16 protein-coding genes are annotated in these 17089 nt (G+C 43.9%); all 16 read left to right on the plus strand.

Going from position 1 to position 17089, the window contains the following annotated elements:
* Positions 1–14 precede the first annotated feature (14 nt).
* Entirely contained in the window at positions 15–470 is a 456-nt protein-coding gene (gene sixA, locus J699_RS09840; RefSeq protein WP_032867209.1) for a phosphohistidine phosphatase SixA, read from the plus strand.
* Positions 471–510: 40 nt separating this feature from the next.
* Positions 511–1650 (plus strand): type II secretion system protein GspL, encoded by a 1140-nt coding sequence (gene gspL, locus J699_RS09835; RefSeq protein ID WP_032867206.1) that lies wholly within the window; start codon positions 511–513, stop codon positions 1648–1650.
* A complete protein-coding gene (gspM, locus tag J699_RS09830) occupies positions 1650–2129 on the plus strand; it encodes a type II secretion system protein GspM (protein ID WP_005285055.1) in 480 nt (159 codons plus the stop codon). The genes gspL and gspM overlap by 1 nt, the downstream gene beginning before the upstream one ends.
* Before the next feature lie 431 nt (positions 2130–2560).
* Positions 2561–3568 (plus strand): quinone-dependent dihydroorotate dehydrogenase, encoded by a 1008-nt coding sequence (locus J699_RS09825; RefSeq protein WP_032867204.1) that lies wholly within the window; start codon positions 2561–2563, stop codon positions 3566–3568.
* A gap of 1 nt (position 3569) precedes the next feature.
* Positions 3570–4163: a CvpA family protein gene (locus J699_RS09820; RefSeq protein WP_032867202.1), complete on the plus strand. Its 594-nt coding sequence runs from the start codon at positions 3570–3572 to the stop codon at positions 4161–4163.
* 24 nt (positions 4164–4187) lie between these two features.
* Positions 4188–5726, plus strand: a complete 1539-nt coding sequence (gene purF, locus J699_RS09815; RefSeq protein WP_005229824.1) for an amidophosphoribosyltransferase — start codon at positions 4188–4190, stop codon at positions 5724–5726.
* A 101-nt stretch (positions 5727–5827) separates the two neighbouring features.
* Positions 5828–7717 (plus strand): M48 family metalloprotease, encoded by a 1890-nt coding sequence (locus tag J699_RS09810; RefSeq protein ID WP_165569296.1) that lies wholly within the window; start codon positions 5828–5830, stop codon positions 7715–7717.
* Positions 7718–7841: 124 nt separating this feature from the next.
* Positions 7842–8642 carry an undecaprenyl-diphosphate phosphatase gene (locus J699_RS09805; RefSeq protein WP_032867200.1) on the plus strand — a complete coding sequence of 267 codons (801 nt, stop codon included), beginning with the start codon at positions 7842–7844 and terminating at the stop codon, positions 8640–8642.
* 108 nt (positions 8643–8750) lie between these two features.
* Positions 8751–9548 carry a PaaX family transcriptional regulator C-terminal domain-containing protein gene (locus tag J699_RS09800; RefSeq protein ID WP_032867198.1) on the plus strand — a complete coding sequence of 266 codons (798 nt, stop codon included), beginning with the start codon at positions 8751–8753 and terminating at the stop codon, positions 9546–9548.
* Positions 9549–9673: 125 nt separating this feature from the next.
* Complete coding sequence (locus tag J699_RS09795) at positions 9674–10657, plus strand: fatty acid desaturase family protein (protein WP_032882812.1); 984 nt, start codon at positions 9674–9676, stop codon at positions 10655–10657.
* 63 nt (positions 10658–10720) lie between these two features.
* A complete protein-coding gene (locus J699_RS09790; RefSeq protein WP_005285065.1) occupies positions 10721–11143 on the plus strand; it encodes a PaaI family thioesterase in 423 nt (140 codons plus the stop codon).
* Between the two features lie 174 nt (positions 11144–11317).
* Complete coding sequence (locus tag J699_RS09785) at positions 11318–12289, plus strand: putative solute-binding protein (protein ID WP_228131916.1); 972 nt, start codon at positions 11318–11320, stop codon at positions 12287–12289.
* 176 nt (positions 12290–12465) lie between these two features.
* Positions 12466–13242 (plus strand): hypothetical protein, encoded by a 777-nt coding sequence (locus tag J699_RS09780; protein WP_005285071.1) that lies wholly within the window; start codon positions 12466–12468, stop codon positions 13240–13242.
* Positions 13243–13254: 12 nt separating this feature from the next.
* The gene (locus J699_RS09775) at positions 13255–14379 is read left to right on the plus strand and encodes a toxic anion resistance protein (RefSeq protein ID WP_005285074.1); all 1125 of its coding nucleotides are present in this window, start codon (positions 13255–13257) and stop codon (positions 14377–14379) included.
* Between the two features lie 28 nt (positions 14380–14407).
* Positions 14408–15322 carry a hypothetical protein gene (locus tag J699_RS09770; RefSeq protein WP_032867191.1) on the plus strand — a complete coding sequence of 305 codons (915 nt, stop codon included), beginning with the start codon at positions 14408–14410 and terminating at the stop codon, positions 15320–15322.
* 211 nt (positions 15323–15533) lie between these two features.
* Positions 15534–17089, plus strand: a 1556-nt coding sequence (gene ahpF / locus J699_RS09765) for an alkyl hydroperoxide reductase subunit F (RefSeq protein WP_032882814.1), incomplete at its 3' end; no start/stop codon positions are given.

Below are 17089 nucleotides of genomic sequence, written 5' to 3' on the forward strand. Positions count from 1 at the left end.
AATAAGGTCGTTTTATGCAGTTAACTTTAGTTCGTCACGGTGAAGCGTCTCCAGCCATCAATGGAAACGATATGCAACGCCCCTTAACCCAGCGTGGTCATCAGCAGGCTGAGCAAACCGGGCAGTTTTTAAAAGATGTGATTCAGCCAGACATCTTTGTGGTGAGTCCTTTGTTGCGTGCCCAGGAAACTTTGGCCCATATCAAGGCACATTTTCACGGTATTCCCGTATTGATTTGCGATAAAATTAAACCGGATGATGAGGCCAAAGATGCGATTGAATGGTTGTCAAAATTACCATATGAGTCAATTGCAGTGGTGTGTCATATGAATGTGGTGGCGCATATTGCTGAACAGTTGACCCATGAGAACTTTAATCCATTTGCATTGGCAGAAGCCCGTATTTATGATCAAGCTGTGATCGCGAATGGACTATCGACACAAAACAACCGTTTTACGCCAACATTATAATTTTTATATATCCGCGTTAGGATAAGGGTACTGAACACCGATGCTGTATTTATGGATGCCCGAAACCAATGGAACATGGTATTGGTCGGCTGGGGAAAACTGGTTGCAGGCAGACAGTCTTGAGCAACTGATTCAAGACTTGCAGGCGCATAGCGGAAAAGAGACCGTGGTTTATTTTCCAAGCCGTCATGCGCAGATGTTGCAACAGGCGATGACTAAGGTACATTACAAACAACTGGGTCAAGAAGGGATTAAATATCTTCTGGAAGAGTTTGTAAGCTTGCCGATTGACCAGATGAAAGTGGTCCATCATTTTCAGCAGGATCAGGTCAGTATTCTGGGGGTGGCCCAGTCAAGCATTGAAACCTGGCAGCATGCACTCAGTCTGTTACCTGTCCAGATCAGTGCCTTCTTGCCTGACTTTTTGATTTTGCCTGAACCCGCACAGCATGAAGTGGTGCTGGTCAATCTCTATGATCAGTTACTGGTCAGGGAAAATGCATGGTTGGGGAACTCGGTGGATGATCTGGGTTTGTTTCTTGAGTTTCAGCCAGCTGAAACGCAGTTTAAGTTTGCCAATTTAAATGCTGCCCAGATGGACAGTCTGGCAACGGCATCCAGCAAAGACCAGCGCACGGAATTCAGTTATCAATTTCAGCCGCTGTTAAAAGCAAAACAGCATCCGTTTAATGTTTTGCCGAAGTCAAAACATGCCGAAACCCAATGGTCGGGTTATTGGAAAGCTGCAGCGGCAGTGCTGTTGGCTGTGATCGTGGTGCAATTGGGCTATGATGCCTTGCGCTGGTCGAAATTGAAAAAAGTCGCTGATCAGACGGCTGTTCAAGCCATTGACCAATATAAACACTGGTTCGGTGAAAATATCAGGGTGACTGAACAAAATATCAAAAGCCAGTTTGAAAGCCAGTTACGGATGAGTCAGCTGGGCGATACCCAGGCACTTTCACTGTTGAGTCGTGTCGGGCCTATCCTGATGCAAAAACAGATTGTGGCCCAGCAAGTCAGCTATGAGGCTTCAACACTGGCCCTGTCGCTCAAGGCAAAATCGGCAGAAGATCTGCAAGGGCTGACCCAACAGTTAAATCAACAAGGTTTTCAGGCTGAGTTAGGTAATGTGCAGGCGGACAGTGTCGGCGCAATCGGGGTGGTAAAAGTAAAATAATGAAAGCACTAACACGTTTACAAAACAGCTTCGACCAGAAAATTGAAGCGCTTAATGACTATCTGCAAGGTTTATCTGTACGTGAGCGCGTGATGGTTATTTTTACGACCATCTTTGTGATCGTGACTGTGATTGGTTTTTCCTTGTGGAAAATGCACGCTTTGGCCGACCAACAGCAAAAACGTTTAAATGAACTCAAGGATCTGACCGTCTGGATGCAGAGTAATGCTGCTACCATGAAGCCTGCCAATGATCTTGCACTGTCCGCTGCGGACAAGATTCAGCGTACCGCGCAGCAGCAGGGCCTGGCTGTCTCCTCCCAGCAAAATGGGGAACAGATTCAACTGGTGGCAGAACATCAGAACTATGCCGTTTTAGCTAACTTTTTAATGCAGTTGTCACAAATGGGCATTAGCATTCAAAAAATGGATATGGTGTCAAATAACAATCAGATTAAATTGACTGCAACAGTGCAATAAGATCAGGGTCTTGGATTTTTTACACAGTATGAGGGCTCAGCCTGAATGCGTAGCCTTTTTGTAATACATGATCTTTCTGAGCAGGCGATACTGGAACTCAATCATAAACTGTAAGCAAAGTCAGCGAAGGCCGGTTGTATGAGGAATAATACTGCATATTTTCCTGTCTAGAGTAGGTGGGGGTATTTTTTCCTGAATATAAATAGGTCTTTGGGACTAAAGCAAAAAATCAGCAAACTGGCTTATAAAGTTTGCCAACAGGGTCTCCTTATCTACATTTGAGGTCTCGTTTGAATGGTTTTGTAGAAGTCAGGCAATATATGGCTGAAATGTCACCAGACCTTAAAAAATAACCCTATGTCAGGCATGGTGTTTTGATACGCCTATGCCTATAATATGCCTACTTGAAAAAACAGTAGACTGTGATTGGTATGTTATATTCATTGGCTCGCCCTTTGTTGTTTACTTTAGCGCCAGAGCGTGCACATGAACTTACACTTTCAATGCTGGATAAAGCCCATAAAATTGGCTTCATGCATCAGAAAGTAGCAGCAAAACCTGTGACATGTATGGGCATTGAATTCCCGAATCCTGTAGGTCTTGCCGCTGGTTTGGATAAAAATGGTGCGCATATTGATGCTTTAGCAGCTTTAGGCTTCGGTTTTATCGAAATTGGAACCATTACACCACGTCCACAAGCAGGTAATCCTCAACCGCGTTTATTCCGTATTCCTCAGGCAAAAGCCATTATTAACCGTATGGGTTTTAATAATGACGGCGTGGATAAACTGATTGAGAATGTCAAGGCAGCAAAATTTAAAGGTGTGCTAGGTATTAACATTGGTAAAAATGCCGATACGCCTGTTGAAGATGCGGTTTCTGATTATCTGATCTGTCTCGAAAAAGTTTATAATTACGCTTCTTATGTTACGGTGAATATCTCATCGCCAAATACCAAAAACTTACGTAGCTTACAAAGTGGTGACGCACTGACAGAGTTGTTACAAACATTAAAAGATCGACAACTAGAGCTGGCAAAACAATATAATCATTATGTTCCTCTGGTGCTTAAAGTTGCACCTGATCTCACTGCAGAAGATATTGATTTTATTGCAGCACAATTATTGCAATTCAAGATTGATGGTCTCATCGTGACCAATACCACGCTAGGCCGTGAAGGTGTCGAAAACCTGGAAAACGGTAATGAAGCGGGTGGCTTGTCTGGTGCGCCTGTATTTGAGAAAAGTACCGAATGTTTAGGTCAGTTTGCGCAAGTACTTGCGGGTCAGATTCCTTTGATTGGTGTCGGCGGTATTCTGGCAGGCGAACATGCGGTTGCGAAACAACAGGCAGGAGCGAGCCTCGTTCAGGTCTATAGCGGACTGATTTATACTGGTCCAACCCTGATTAAAGATTGTGTTAATACGATGACATTGTGAAATGAACACGCTTGATATCATTATTCTGGTCATCTTGCTCATTGGAGGGCTGAACGGTTTGCGCCAAGGATTTATTAAAGCCTTTGCCAACTTGATCGGATGGATATTTGCATTGATCATTGGAGCAAAATACGCTGTGTTATTGGCCCCTGCGATGAGCAGGCTGAGCCAAGACCCGGTTGTGCAAAAAATTGCAGCTTTTGCTTTTATCGTATTGATCATCGTGGTGTGTACCTGGATTGTTTCGGCATTACTCAACGGGCTCTTGAAAAGTTTAAAACTGGGCCCATTAAATCGTTTAGCAGGGGGCGCTTTTGGTTCGCTCAAAGGCCTTTTGATTGTGCTGATCACCATGCAGGGCCTTGGACCCTGGGTTGAAAGCTCACCGCACTGGAAACAGTCTAAATTTGTACAAATTTTATTACCTTACGCACCTTTGGCAACTGAAATGTCCAAAGATGCGGCAAATCAAGCCTTACATCAAATGACATCCGAAGGTGCGTTATTACATCGCCCTTCACCAGAAATGGACGAATCAGAGCGCGCATCAGTCACTGAGCGTTCTGATCATTCGACGAAAAATCCTTTTTATTAATCGCTAGCTTGTCGCGAGGTTGCTATGTGTGGAGTTGTTGGGATAGCCGGTAAATCACCAGTGAACCAAATGTTATTTGATGCCTTAACGATGCTGCAACATCGAGGACAGGATGCCGCAGGAATCGTAACCTGCCACCAAGGGCGTTTATTTCTCCGCAAAGATAACGGTATGGTACGTGATGTATTCCATACCCGTCATATGCGTGCATTGCTTGGGAACTATGGGATTGGACATGTGCGTTACCCAACCGCCGGTTCATCCAGCAGTGCTGAAGCGCAACCGTTCTATGTAAACTCTCCGTACGGGATTACCCTTGCACACAATGGTAACCTGACCAATGCCGCAGAAATTCATGATGACCTGTTTAAAACAGATTTACGTCATATGAATACGGATTCCGATTCCGAAGTCCTGCTCAACGTATTTGCGCATGAACTGCAAAAGCTTCGCACTTTAAATCCAACTCCGGACGATATTTTCCACACCGTTTCTCGCGTACATGAGCGTTGTAAAGGTGCTTATGGCGTGGTTGCCATGATCACAGGCCACGGCCTGGTCGGCTTCCGTGACCCGAATGGTATCCGTCCGCTGGTGTATGGTTCTCGCGAAACTGAGCAAGGCACTGAATATATTATCGCTTCTGAGTCAGTGGCGATTACCGCACTCGGTTTTAAAGTTGAGCGTGATATTGCCCCAGGTGAAGCGATTTTCATTGATGAGAATGGTCAGTTGTTTAGCAAGCAATGTGCTGCAAATCCTGAATATCGTCCATGTATTTTCGAATACGTGTATTTTGCGCGACCAGATGCCACGATCGACGGCATTTCAGTTTATAAAGCACGCTTGAAAATGGGTGAGAAGCTGGCGTACAAGATTTTGAAAGAATGGGGCGAGCAGCACGATATTGATGTGGTGATTCCAATTCCGGATACCAGCCGTACTTCCGCTTTAGAGTTGGCGAATATTTTAGGGGTGAAATTCCGTGAAGGGTTTATGAAAAACCGCTATATCGGACGTACCTTCATTATGCCAGGTCAGCAACAGCGTAAAAAATCGGTTCGTCAAAAACTGAATCCGGTCGAACTTGAGTTTAAAGACAAGAATGTATTACTGGTCGATGACTCGATTGTACGTGGCACCACCTGTAACGAAATTATCCAGATGGCACGTGATTCGGGTGCGAAGAAAGTATTCTTTGCTTCAGCCGCGCCAATGGTGAAATATCCAAACGTCTATGGTATTGATATGCCAGCCAAGGCTGAACTGATTGCATCAGGACGTACCGTGGAAGAAATCCGTGAAAATATTGGTGCAGACCGTCTGGTTTTCCAGGATCTGGAAGATTTGAAAAATGCCGTGCGTACCAGTAAAGTGCCAGATCTGACTGAATTTGATTGTTCAGTCTTTGATGGTATTTATGTGGCGGGGGGGATTGACAAGGCTTACCTTGATAACCTTGAGCAAAAACGTAGCGATTCTGCCAAAAATAAATTGGATAGCTATATCGATGTGAATATTGATGCCGCTTCGGTAGATTTAACCGGTATCAAAGAAATGTAAACCTTTTGGTCCATAGAAAAGCGGGAATTTCCCGCTTTTTTATTTTATGATAGCGGATACGGAAGTCCTTAATAGAAACAATGTAATCAGGAAAATTTACATTGAGAGAAATGAGCCATTACTTAATCGAAAATAAGAATATTGCATGGTCAATGAGCTTTTGTTGGCTGGCGATGTTATTGACCGTTTTTATTCTTAATCTAATTTTAGGTTTGGTGGTTCATTTTTTTGATTATACCCAGCCCATCTGGTGGCATGCGCTCAGTCCCTATTTCATTTTATTGCTGATTTGTGTGCTGTTCTGGTCGGTCGGTGCAGAATTATATGTACTCCGTGAAGGCGGGCATTCACTTGCCAAGCAATTAAAAGCCAGACGCCTGGTATTCGATGAAAGTACGCCGGAAGAAAGTACGGCATTAAAAATTGTGGAGCAAGTTGCCAAAAGTTTTTCCATCGATCCTCCTGCTGTCTATGTATTACCGGATGAAGTCGGGGTAAATGCCTTAACCGCAGGCTTCAGATCACAGGATATTGTAATTATCCTGACCTGGGGGGCTTTGCAAAACCTGGATGAGCTGGAACTGTATGGCTTGCTCAGTTATGAGTTTAACCAGATTCTATCCGGAGAAGCCGTCGAAAATACCAAGCTAAAATTGTTATACAGTGGCTTAACCACATTTAGCCAATGGGGCAGTAAGCTGGCTCAGGCTGGATATAGTCCCTATGCAACCTCTTATCGTAATAAGTTTGAAACCATTTTTGTCGCAATAGGGGGTGTGATCTGGCTGATTGGTAGTTTAGGTATTTTGATTACTCGAGCAATTAAATACCTTACCTTGAGTGGGCGAACCTTTCGCAATGATCTCAAGACCATGCGATTGATGAATAATAATGCCAATATTCAAACCTTATTACGGATTTACGTGCATCATTCCGGTTCGCAAATTCATAGCGCCTATTCTGAATCCATTTCACATATGTGTTTTGCCAATTCATTGAGTCCGCAAAGCTGGATGAATATTCATCCCAGTATTAAAGACCGCATCTATGAATTGAATCCGACCTTATTGCAAGATTTACAGTTGGAAAATCTCAGAAAACTGCGTAATCGTCCTTTATTCAGCCTGTTTCGTTCGCTGGAAGAAGAAACCACCGACATTACCACGCCGTGGAGCTCACCGCAGCCTTTGCCGCTATTGCGTTTATCGCCGATTAGCTTTGCCTTGAACGATGCGATTAAGCCACTTAACCCAGAGATACGTAAAAATAAGAAACGCCCTGAATTGATTCAGCGCGCCATGCAAACCGCAACGGGTTCGCGTGAGGTGATGGTGGCGATTCTGATGATCCGTCAATATCGCGAATTTATTCCACAGGATGCACCGGTCAGCCATGCCATTGTTGATGCCTTACTGAATCTGGATGGCCGTATCCATGTGCAGATTTTCCATGATGCCTGCAAGAATATTGGGCACATGCCAGCCAGTATCGCCCGTCAATTTCTTACCAAGCTGGCCTGTATTATTCAGGAAGATGGGGAAGTGGGCTTGCTGGATGCTTTGTTGCTGGAACGCGTCAAACATGAACTGAATTTAATGCCGGCCCATTTACCTGCGGCTTTTGAAGATGTGAAATCCCAGATTGTGCATTTGATTGATGCCTTGCTGCATGTTCAGCAAATTAACAGTCCAAATCAGCTTGAGGTGCGGGAACGTATCTTGCAACTGCTGTTGACTGAAGACGAAATGCAAACTTATGCCGATATTTCGGATGAGCCACTGGATCTGGCGGAAATCCTGAATGACGTGTCGGGGTTGTTATTGCGCGATCGTCTCAATATTTTGTCGATTGCAGAAAGATGTCTTTGGAACGACCGGATTATTACCCAGGATGAGCTGGATGTTTTAGAGCTTTTATATTGGCGTCTGGGTTTTGATACACACGAAGTGGTTGAGCAAATGCAAAAGAAAAATAGTCTGATGATTATTTAAGGGACATTCGCTTGCATGTGTTTTTTTGATAAAAACGTTACGTGACAAACACATAAAATGCTGCCATTTCAAGGTAAGCTTGCCATTTATTTTTATTCTTGTATTACCTGCTTTTGAGTAATTTATGGAACATATTGAAATTTTAAAAGCCTTGTTTTTAGGCTTTATTGAGGGTTTAACCGAATTCCTGCCCATTTCAAGTACCGGTCATTTGATTTTATTTGGTCATATGATCGACTTTCATTCCGATGATGGTCGGGTGTTTGAGGTGGTGATTCAACTGGGTGCAATTCTGGCGGTGTGCTGGTTATATCGACAAAAGATTTTTGACCTGATCAAAGGTTTTTTTAGTGGCGATGCAGAAGCACGGCATTTTGCTTTTAGTGTTTTACTGGCATTTATTCCAGCGGTGGTGATCGGGGTATTTGCAGTCGATTTTATTAAGAGTGTCCTGTTTAGTCCGCTGGTGGTTGCAGTCGCTTTAATTGTAGGTGGTCTGATCATTTTCTGGGTGGAGTCGATTAAATTTGAGCATAAAACTACGGATGCAACCAAGATTACCTATAAGCAAGCGTTTCTGGTGGGCTGTGCGCAATGTGTGGCCATGATTCCGGGAACTTCGCGTTCAGGTGCGACCATTGTTGGGGGAATGTTCTCAGGCTTGTCTCGTAAAGCCGCAACCGAATTTTCATTCTTCCTGGCGATGCCGACCATGTTGGGCGCAGCGGTATTTGACCTGGCACGTAATGCGGATGTATTGACGCAAGACAATATGCTGAATATTGCGGTGGGTTTTGTCGCGGCCTTTATCTCGGCACTGTTTGTGGTCAGCGCCCTGGTAAAATTTGTTGAACGCCATACCTTACGTGTATTTGCCTGGTATCGTATCGTTCTCGGTATTATTTTACTGTTTGTTTTCCTATAAATAATAAAAAACTCTTCCTTTTAGCACATGCCAAAAGGAAGATTCTCAGTTAAGATTTCAATCTCTTATATCTCATCTTTCATATTTCCAGATCGGTTCAACTGCAACATGATAATAGCTAAAATGAATGCGCGTGATTTAATAATAGATTTACTACTGGGCTTACAAGGTGGTGCAATTTCAATTAAGCAGATTATTGTGGCGGCCAGACTATTTGACATTAGTGAAAACAGTATTCGCGTCGCAGTGACCCGCTTGTCCAGTGATGGCGTGATTGAAGCAATTGAGCGCGGTATCTATCAGTTTACAGTGCAGTCGCATGAATGGGCTGATGTCATGTTAAACCGTAAACAGGGCATTAAACAGACTAAGAACTGGAATCATCAATATCTGGCAGTATTAACCGGAGCGTTGGGGCGTGTTGACCGTACCGCTTTAAATCGGCGTGAAAGGGCACTCAAGCATTTTGGCTTTAAAGAGCTGGAACAGGGGATTTATATCCGTCCGGATAATCTGGCTATTGGTTTTGATGCGCTTTTTTCTGAACTGAAGTCTTCGGGACTGGAAGAGTCTGCCAAGATCTGTCAAATCAATCATTTTGATGCGACAACTTTAGCGAATTTGCCAAAACTTTGGGCAACCCAGACCTTAAACCAGAATTATGAAAAATATGCTCAGATGATTCAGCAGTGGTTAGCGACTGTATCGCAACTCTCCTTAGAGGATGCTGCTCGAGAGTCTTTATTGCTTGGGCGACAGACCATTTCTTTATTGATGAATGATCCTTTATTGCCAGAAGATTTTGTAGATGTGCAACTGCGCCAGCAATTCGCTGCAAGTGTACAACAGCTGGATCAGACTGGACTGGACGCATGGCGCAAATTTTATGAAAGCCATGTCGAGTAAATTCTGATTACAAATATTACGATTATTTTAATTTTAATTTATTGACAGAAATATTACTAAGTTTAGAATAAAAATATAAATTGTGTAGCTTTATAAAAATAGACAGCTCCAGGCAGGGTAAACAGATGAATACACGTGTTGCAATTAGTGACTTATTCAGTAGAGAGGAAATTACTGAACTCACAGCAAAATCAGATTTGCATGGCGGTTGGGCGGTGTTCTCGACCTGGGCCGTGATTGGCGGGACTTTTGCTGCCGTAGCCAGTTCATGGCAATATTTGCCCGCTTGGGGGAAATTACTGATGTGCATAGCAGCACTGGTCATTTTGGCAGGGCGTCAGCTGGCCTTGGCGATTATCATGCATGATGCCTCACATCAGAGCCTGTTTAAAACCAAATGGCTGAATGACACATTCACTGACTGGTTGTGCGCGCGTCCGATCTGGAATGATTTACATAAATACCGTGCCCATCACATGCGCCATCACAGCAAAACCTCGACAGTAGATGATCCCGATCTATCACTGGTCGCGGGTTTTCCCACTTCTAAGAAATCATTGATGCGCAAATTTATGCGTGACTTAACCGGAGTGACCGGATTTAAGTTTGCGGTCGGTCGTGTGCTGATGGATATTGAGAAAATGGAGTGGACAGTTTCCAATGACCGTCGCTGGATTTCTCAGGAAGGCAAACACTGGACTGATTATCCTAAAGCCTTTTTAAAGAATAGTGGTGGGGCAATTGCCACCAATGCCGCGCTATTTTCAGCATTATGGGCGGCAGGTCATCCTAAACTTTATGCATTGTGGGTGGTGGCCTATTTAACCCCATTTCCATTATTTCTCAGAGTCCGTTCAATGGCAGAGCATGCTGGCATGGAGACCAGTCACAGTGCCTTAACCAATACCCGGACCACCAAAGCGGGCTTTCTGGCACGCGCCTTGGTTGCTCCGATCAATGTGAACTATCATAAAGAACATCATTTGATGGCTACGGTACCTTACTTTAAACTGCCAAAAGTGCATCAAATGCTACGTGAACGTGGACATGTGGCTGAACCGCCAAGCTATTGGCAGGGATTAAATCAGCTTTCCAGCCAGACGGATTAAATGAGCGTGACAAGCATGTCAGTTTCAATCAGGGATCAAATAACAGGAGCAAGGGAAGAACGCATGGCAGCAACAAAAGACCAAATCATGGGATTTCTGGCACAAGAATTTCCGCAAGCACTAATGAAAAGTAGCATTGAAGAAATTACACCCAGAGGAGCACAGCTGCTTTATCGTGTCGATACAGGTGATTTACGGCCTGGTCAGACGGTTTCTGGGCCGACCTTAATGCTGGTCGCAGATTACGTGCTGTACATTGCCATTTTGGGGCATTTAGGTCTGGTCGCGATGGCGGTGACCACCAATATGACTATTAATTTTTTTCGTAAACCAAATGGCAATCGTGATATTCGAGCTGTTTGTAAGTTGATAAAAGTGGGTAAAACCTTGGTCACGGGCGAAGTCTGGTTATATTCACTGGATGATGAGGAACCTGTTGCCCATGTGATTGGCACTTATGCACTGCCACAAAAATCATCTGACTGAATATCTAGAACGGGCCAATGAATCAGCTGATCTGAAGGATCTACTCGGTTTTTATTGACTGCAAATCACTTAAAAAAATAAAACATGTCATAGGATCATGCAGCTCAATCAGGTGTGATCAATAGATAAGCAATCTGATTCGGGAAGAACGGAATGATCATTAAAAACGGTTTGATGGCTTTGGCATTGCTAGGATGTGCAGTCGCTACACAGGCCAAGCAAACAGTGTGTGTATTCGATCCTGTGGGTAAATCGGGCGATGCTTTTGCATTGGCAAAGGATTATGCGCTTGAAGCCAAAAAATGGGGTGCGGATATCGATTTACGTGCCTATGTCGATGAGCGTGTGGCTGCAGAAGATCTGAAGGTCGGGCAATGCGATGGAGCGATTATCAGTGGCTTACGTGGCCGACAGTTCAATAAATATGTCGGTTCTCTAGATGCGATTGGTGCGCTAACTGATTTGAAAACGGCGATTTTAGCCTATCAAATTTTGTCCAAGCCACAAGCTGCAAAAAGCATGATCAATGGGCCTTATGAGATTGCCGGGCTTGGTACCATTGGGCCTGCTTATCTGTTTGTTTGTGACCGTAGTATCAATACCCTAGCCAAGGCTGCCGGAAAGAAGGTCGGGGTATTTGCCTATGATGAGGCACAACCGAAGCTGGTAGCTCAGGTTGGTGCCCAAGCAGTTTCAGTTGATGTGACCAATGCCGGTGCCAAATTCAATAATCACCAGATTGATATTGTGCCTGCACCGATTGTGGCCTATAAGCCTTTTGAACTTTATAAAGGTTTAGGCGATAAAGGCGGCATCGTAAAATTTCCGCTCACGCAAATCTCGGCAAATTTTATTATTCGCAAGGATAAGTTCCCAGCAGGATTTGGGCAAAAGTCACGTGAATGGGTGGCAGGTCAATTGGGCCGTACCTTTAATATTATCGCCAAATATGAAAAGGAAATCCCAGCCAGATACTGGATGAATATTTCCCCTGAAGAGCAGGTGAATTATATGAAAATGATGCGTGAGGCACGTATTTCCCTGACCAAGGCCGGGATTTATGATCCGAAAATGATGAACTTCTTGAAGAAGGTGCGTTGCAAGCAAAATCCAAATAGTTTTGAATGTGCACTGAATGATGAATAAATCATGAATCAGGCTCAGCATAACCCTCTTTATTGATTGTAATTTAGAGGGTTTTTGCTTTTTTAATCAGGCCATATATTTTAAAAAACATAACAACAATCCTGTAGGCGAAACTGCCAGAACATGCTACAACTAAAGCTGTCCAAATTTATTTGTACCCACGATTTTTAACTTATATGACGATACCGCCCGACTTGATACCTTTATCGCAAATTGAGTCAAATCAAGAACATATTTTAGCGATCAAGCGTAATGATTTAGTGCCTTTGCTGAACGATCCACATCGTTTAAATCATTATGCAGATCATTTGGTACAAGCCCAGAGTGTTTTGCTCAATGGTGTTGATCCTAAACTGAATCAGCAATTGAGCGAAGTGATTAGCCAGATTATTCAGCAGCTTTCGCTTTCAAAAAAATATCTGGGTGGACGTCGCTTCAATGCATTGCAAAAATGGTTGGGGATTGATGTCGAATATGATGCGGGTCAAGTCAAATATCTCAAAGATTTAGATCGTCTGATTCATGAAGCCAATCACCTGAGTCAGCGCTTGCAGATAGAAATCCAGAAATCGCAGTCACGTCTGCAACAGGCATTGGGTTTGCGTGAGCAGATGGCAGCCTATATTCAGGCCGCGGATGAGTTTTTAAAAGAATATCCTCAATTTAGCAAGCAGCAAGTGCTGGACCATTTTGTCGAGCGCCTGTCAAAAAAAGTGAATACGCTACAAACCTTACAGAGCAGCAATGATATTGCGATGAAGCAGATGCAATTGTCCCAGCATTTGTCGTTTAGTCTGTTAGACCGTTTTAAGGAAGCGCAACAGGTGTTAATTCCTGCATGGCAATATCATTTGAAGCAAAGTCGTGAGTCCGGGTCATCGTCGACCATTGAGCAACTGGACAAGAGCCGAGAAAACCTGATTCAAAATTTGAAAAAATCATTACAGAAATAAGAGGGGAATACCATGTCAGATTCAGAACTTAGCAAAGTATCTCATGAACTTGAACTCAAAACTGAGCAACGTTTCGAGCAGCTTAACCTGAAAGAGCTGGGTTTACAGCCGCACGACCTTGCCGAGGTGATGGATGCGCATAAAGAACTGGCAGAGATGAGTCCGACTGTTGTGGCTGAATATGGCAAAAATATTGCCAACAAGACCTCAACCTATACGGATGAATTGCTGAGTCTGGTGCAGAATAAAGATCTGGATAACACCGGTCAAAAACTCAATGAAGTGGTGCAGGTTGCCCAGCAGCTGAATACGTCTAGCATTCTGAATAAATCAAAAAGCTCGGGTTTTTTGGGCGGTCTACTCAGCAAGTTTAAAAGCGCCAAGCAAAATTTTGATCAGCATTTTAATACCACCAAAGAACAGATCGATGTTCTGGTTAAGGAAATTGAAAGCTCGCAATCTGGTTTGAAGGCACGGGTTGGTACGCTCGATAAAATGTTTGACGCCGTACAGGATGAATACAAGCAGCTAGGTGTGTATATCGCAGCGGGTCAGTTGAAGCAACAGGATATCCAGCAGCAGATTTCGGCTTTGACGGCGCAAGAGCAGGACCAGCAGACCACACAGCAGATTTATGATCTGAATCACTTAGCCAATAATCTGGAAAAGCGGGTCAGTGATTTACAGGTGTTACAACAGTCTGCGATGCAAACATTGCCCATGATCCGCATTATCCAGTCGAATAACCTGATGCTGGTCGATAAATTCTATGCGATTAAAAACATCACTTTACCAGCTTGGAAAAACCAGATTAGTCTGGCAATTTCATTGCAGGAGCAAAAGAATAGCGTACAGCTTGCCAAAGCCATTGATGACACCACCAATGAGTTATTACGCCGTAATGCAGAGTTACTTCATCAAAACTCGGTTGATACGGCTAAAGCCAATCAGCGTTCAGTGATTGATGTGGAAACCCTTGAACATGTCCAAAACACCCTCATTAAAACAGTAAATGATGTGATTCAGATCCAGAAAGAAGGCATGCAGAAACGTGCGGAAGCCACGACACGGTTACGGGCCTTACAGGATAGTCTGAATCATCTGGTGCTGGAGAATAGCCAGCCACCTCAATCTTGATACGATTAATTTTTTGAAGGAAAGATCATTGTCACCGATAGACGATTTTAGTGTACAGCCGCTTGACCAGCGTTTAGATGTGTTAAAAAAACGTCAACGTCATTTAATGATCTGGTTTTTTCTAAGTAGTACTCTGGCGCTTGTTACCATTGCATCGCTATTTTTTCAAAAAGAATTGATCTATCGTTTCTTCGATCTTTCCATGCATGTTCAGGTACTCGATTTGCCTTATCATGTCCAGGAGCTTGTTCCTTTCAAGCAACCTGTTGATTATTTATTTAATTTACTGTCATGGGTCGGCTGGCTGTTCCTGAAGATCCTGGTTTCATTTATTGGGGCATTTTTTCTGGTCGGCTGGGCAAAAAAACTCAGGTTTTTTCAGCAGCGTTTTCAGGCCTGGACGCAACGCTTTCTGGCATGGATCATTGCATTTATCTTACTCTGGTCTGGTTTAAGCTACATTCAGTATGACTGGAAAGATGAAACCAAACAGGCTTATCAGCAGTGGATGAGTTATCAAAATAATATTGTAGAAAGCCAGATTGCTCAGGATTTGCAGCAAGCCGAAATTTCTTCGACTGAAAAAGCGTATGTGCTGGCCCAAGTGGCCTTATTGCATCAGCCCGCCGATCGTAAGACTGCCAATGTCTATATGAATCAGCTGATTGATGCAGAAAAGAATGATCCGCTTTTATTTAAGAAATACGATTTTAAAGCTGAGCAGTTGTGGGTCATGCAACAGCAGCTTTACGGTAAAAGCATCACCGCACTTACACAACCGCTAGATTTACGGGCCCAGCAAGCCGAGCGTATTTCTCAGATTGTGAATGTGATCTTGTGCGGAATTGTTATTCTGGTCTTGGCTTTAACTGCCATTTTGTACATGCTCGCCAAGCATTTAAAAAATCGTCGCAATCGAATTAGTCAAAAGCTTGAGTATTAATCTGTTTTTATGTTCAGAACGCCTGACAGCGTACCGCACCGCGTTAACCTTCGGCGTTGCCGTAGTATGCTGTGCCGGTCGATTTGTTTTTGATAGATTTATTCGATTGAACTCATAAAAACATACTGTTTTACCTATTTATCATTTTTACGTAATATAGCCTCATTGAATGAATTGACCGATTTAAAAGTCTTAGGGTTTGGAGAAATACATGTTAGATCAAAATATTAAAACTCAATTAAAAGCTTATTTAGAACGTTTAGAAAGTCCGATCGAACTGGTTGCTGCTTTGGATGACTCAGACAAAGCAGAGAAAATCAAAGAACTGGTGACTGAAATTGCGGAACTTTCTGATCAGGTTACGGCGCGTTTTGACGGTTCAAACGCTCGCTGTCCTAGCTTTGGTGTGGCCAAGGCAGGTGAACAACCGCGTGTGTTCTTTGCTGGCTTGCCAATGGGCCATGAGTTTACTTCTTTGATTCTGGCATTATTGCAAGTATCGGGTTATGCACCGAAAGTTTCTGATGAAGTTTTAGCCCAGATCAAAGGCCTCAACTTGACTGCCAACTTTGATGTGTTTGTGTCACTAAGCTGCCACAACTGTCCAGATGTAGTACAAGCGCTTAACCTAATTGCAATCAACAACCCGAATACCACGGCAACCATGATTGATGGTGCTTTCTTCCAGGATGAAGTGGAAGAGCGCAAAATCTTGGCCGTACCAATAGTGTTCCAAGACAATGAACATATCGGTCAAGGTCGTATGACTTTGGAAGAAATCGTGGCCAAGTTGGATACCCATTCTGCTGAGAAAGATGCAGCGGCTATCAATGCCAAAGATGCATTTGATGTGTTGGTGATTGGTGGTGGTCCTGCCGGTGGTACTGCGGCAATCTATGCAGCACGTAAAGGCATCAAGACCGGTATCGTGGCTGAACGCTTTGGCGGTCAGGTGATGGATACCATGGACATTGAAAACTTCACCACGGTGCAGAAAACCGTTGGTCCGAAGTTTGCTCAGGATATGGAAGCACATGTCCGTGAATACGGTGTGGATATCATGAACCTGCAACGTGTCAGCAAGATCACAGGTGCAGATCAAACGGCCAACGGTTTGGTTGAAGTTGAACTGGAAAATGGTGCCAAGCTGGAATCGAAAACCATCATTCTTTCCACCGGTGCACGCTGGAGAGAGATGAATGTGCCGGGTGAAGCAGAATACCGTACCCGTGGTGTGGCTTACTGCCCGCACTGTGATGGCCCATTATTCAAAGGCAAACGTGTTGCGGTGATTGGTGGCGGTAACTCGGGTGTAGAAGCAGCGATTGACCTTGCCGGTATTGTTGAACATGTCACACTGGTTGAATTCGATACCAAACTTCGTGCCGACCAAGTGTTGCAAGACAAGTTAAACAGCTTGCCAAATACCACCGTGATCATGAATGCATTGAGTACCGAAGTGGTCGGTGATGGTGCTCAGGTGACGGCATTGAAATATAAAGACCGTGCGACTGATATTGAGCATACGGTTGAGCTGGCAGGGATCTTTGTACAGATCGGCTTATTGCCAAACACTGATTTCCTGAAGAACAGTGCGGTTGAGTTGAGCAACCGTGGCGAGATCGTGATCAACGACCGTAACGAAACCAGTGTCAAGGGTGTATTTGCCGCAGGTGACTGTACCACTGTGCCGTACAAGCAAATTATCATTGCTACCGGTGAAGGTGCCAAAGCCTCACTGTCTGCCTTTGATTACATGATCCGTTC

The organism is Acinetobacter sp. 1000160, from assembly GCF_000588715.1.
Taxonomy (GTDB): Bacteria; Pseudomonadota; Gammaproteobacteria; order Pseudomonadales; family Moraxellaceae; genus Acinetobacter; species Acinetobacter courvalinii.

Coding starts and splice junctions, on each gene's coding strand:
- sixA (WP_032867209.1), top strand. CDS start 15: ATGCAGTTAACTTTAGTTCGTCACGGTGAAGCGTCTCCAGCCATCAAT.
- gspL (WP_032867206.1), top strand. CDS start 511: ATGCTGTATTTATGGATGCCCGAAACCAATGGAACATGGTATTGGTCG.
- gspM (WP_005285055.1), top strand. CDS start 1,650: ATGAAAGCACTAACACGTTTACAAAACAGCTTCGACCAGAAAATTGAA.
- J699_RS09825 (WP_032867204.1), top strand. CDS start 2,561: ATGTTATATTCATTGGCTCGCCCTTTGTTGTTTACTTTAGCGCCAGAG.
- J699_RS09820 (WP_032867202.1), top strand. CDS start 3,570: ATGAACACGCTTGATATCATTATTCTGGTCATCTTGCTCATTGGAGGG.
- purF (WP_005229824.1), top strand. CDS start 4,188: ATGTGTGGAGTTGTTGGGATAGCCGGTAAATCACCAGTGAACCAAATG.
- J699_RS09805 (WP_032867200.1), top strand. CDS start 7,842: ATGGAACATATTGAAATTTTAAAAGCCTTGTTTTTAGGCTTTATTGAG.
- J699_RS09800 (WP_032867198.1), top strand. CDS start 8,751: ATGATAATAGCTAAAATGAATGCGCGTGATTTAATAATAGATTTACTA.
- J699_RS09795 (WP_032882812.1), top strand. CDS start 9,674: ATGAATACACGTGTTGCAATTAGTGACTTATTCAGTAGAGAGGAAATT.
- J699_RS09790 (WP_005285065.1), top strand. CDS start 10,721: ATGGCAGCAACAAAAGACCAAATCATGGGATTTCTGGCACAAGAATTT.
- J699_RS09785 (WP_228131916.1), top strand. CDS start 11,318: ATGGCTTTGGCATTGCTAGGATGTGCAGTCGCTACACAGGCCAAGCAA.
- J699_RS09780 (WP_005285071.1), top strand. CDS start 12,466: ATGACGATACCGCCCGACTTGATACCTTTATCGCAAATTGAGTCAAAT.
- J699_RS09775 (WP_005285074.1), top strand. CDS start 13,255: ATGTCAGATTCAGAACTTAGCAAAGTATCTCATGAACTTGAACTCAAA.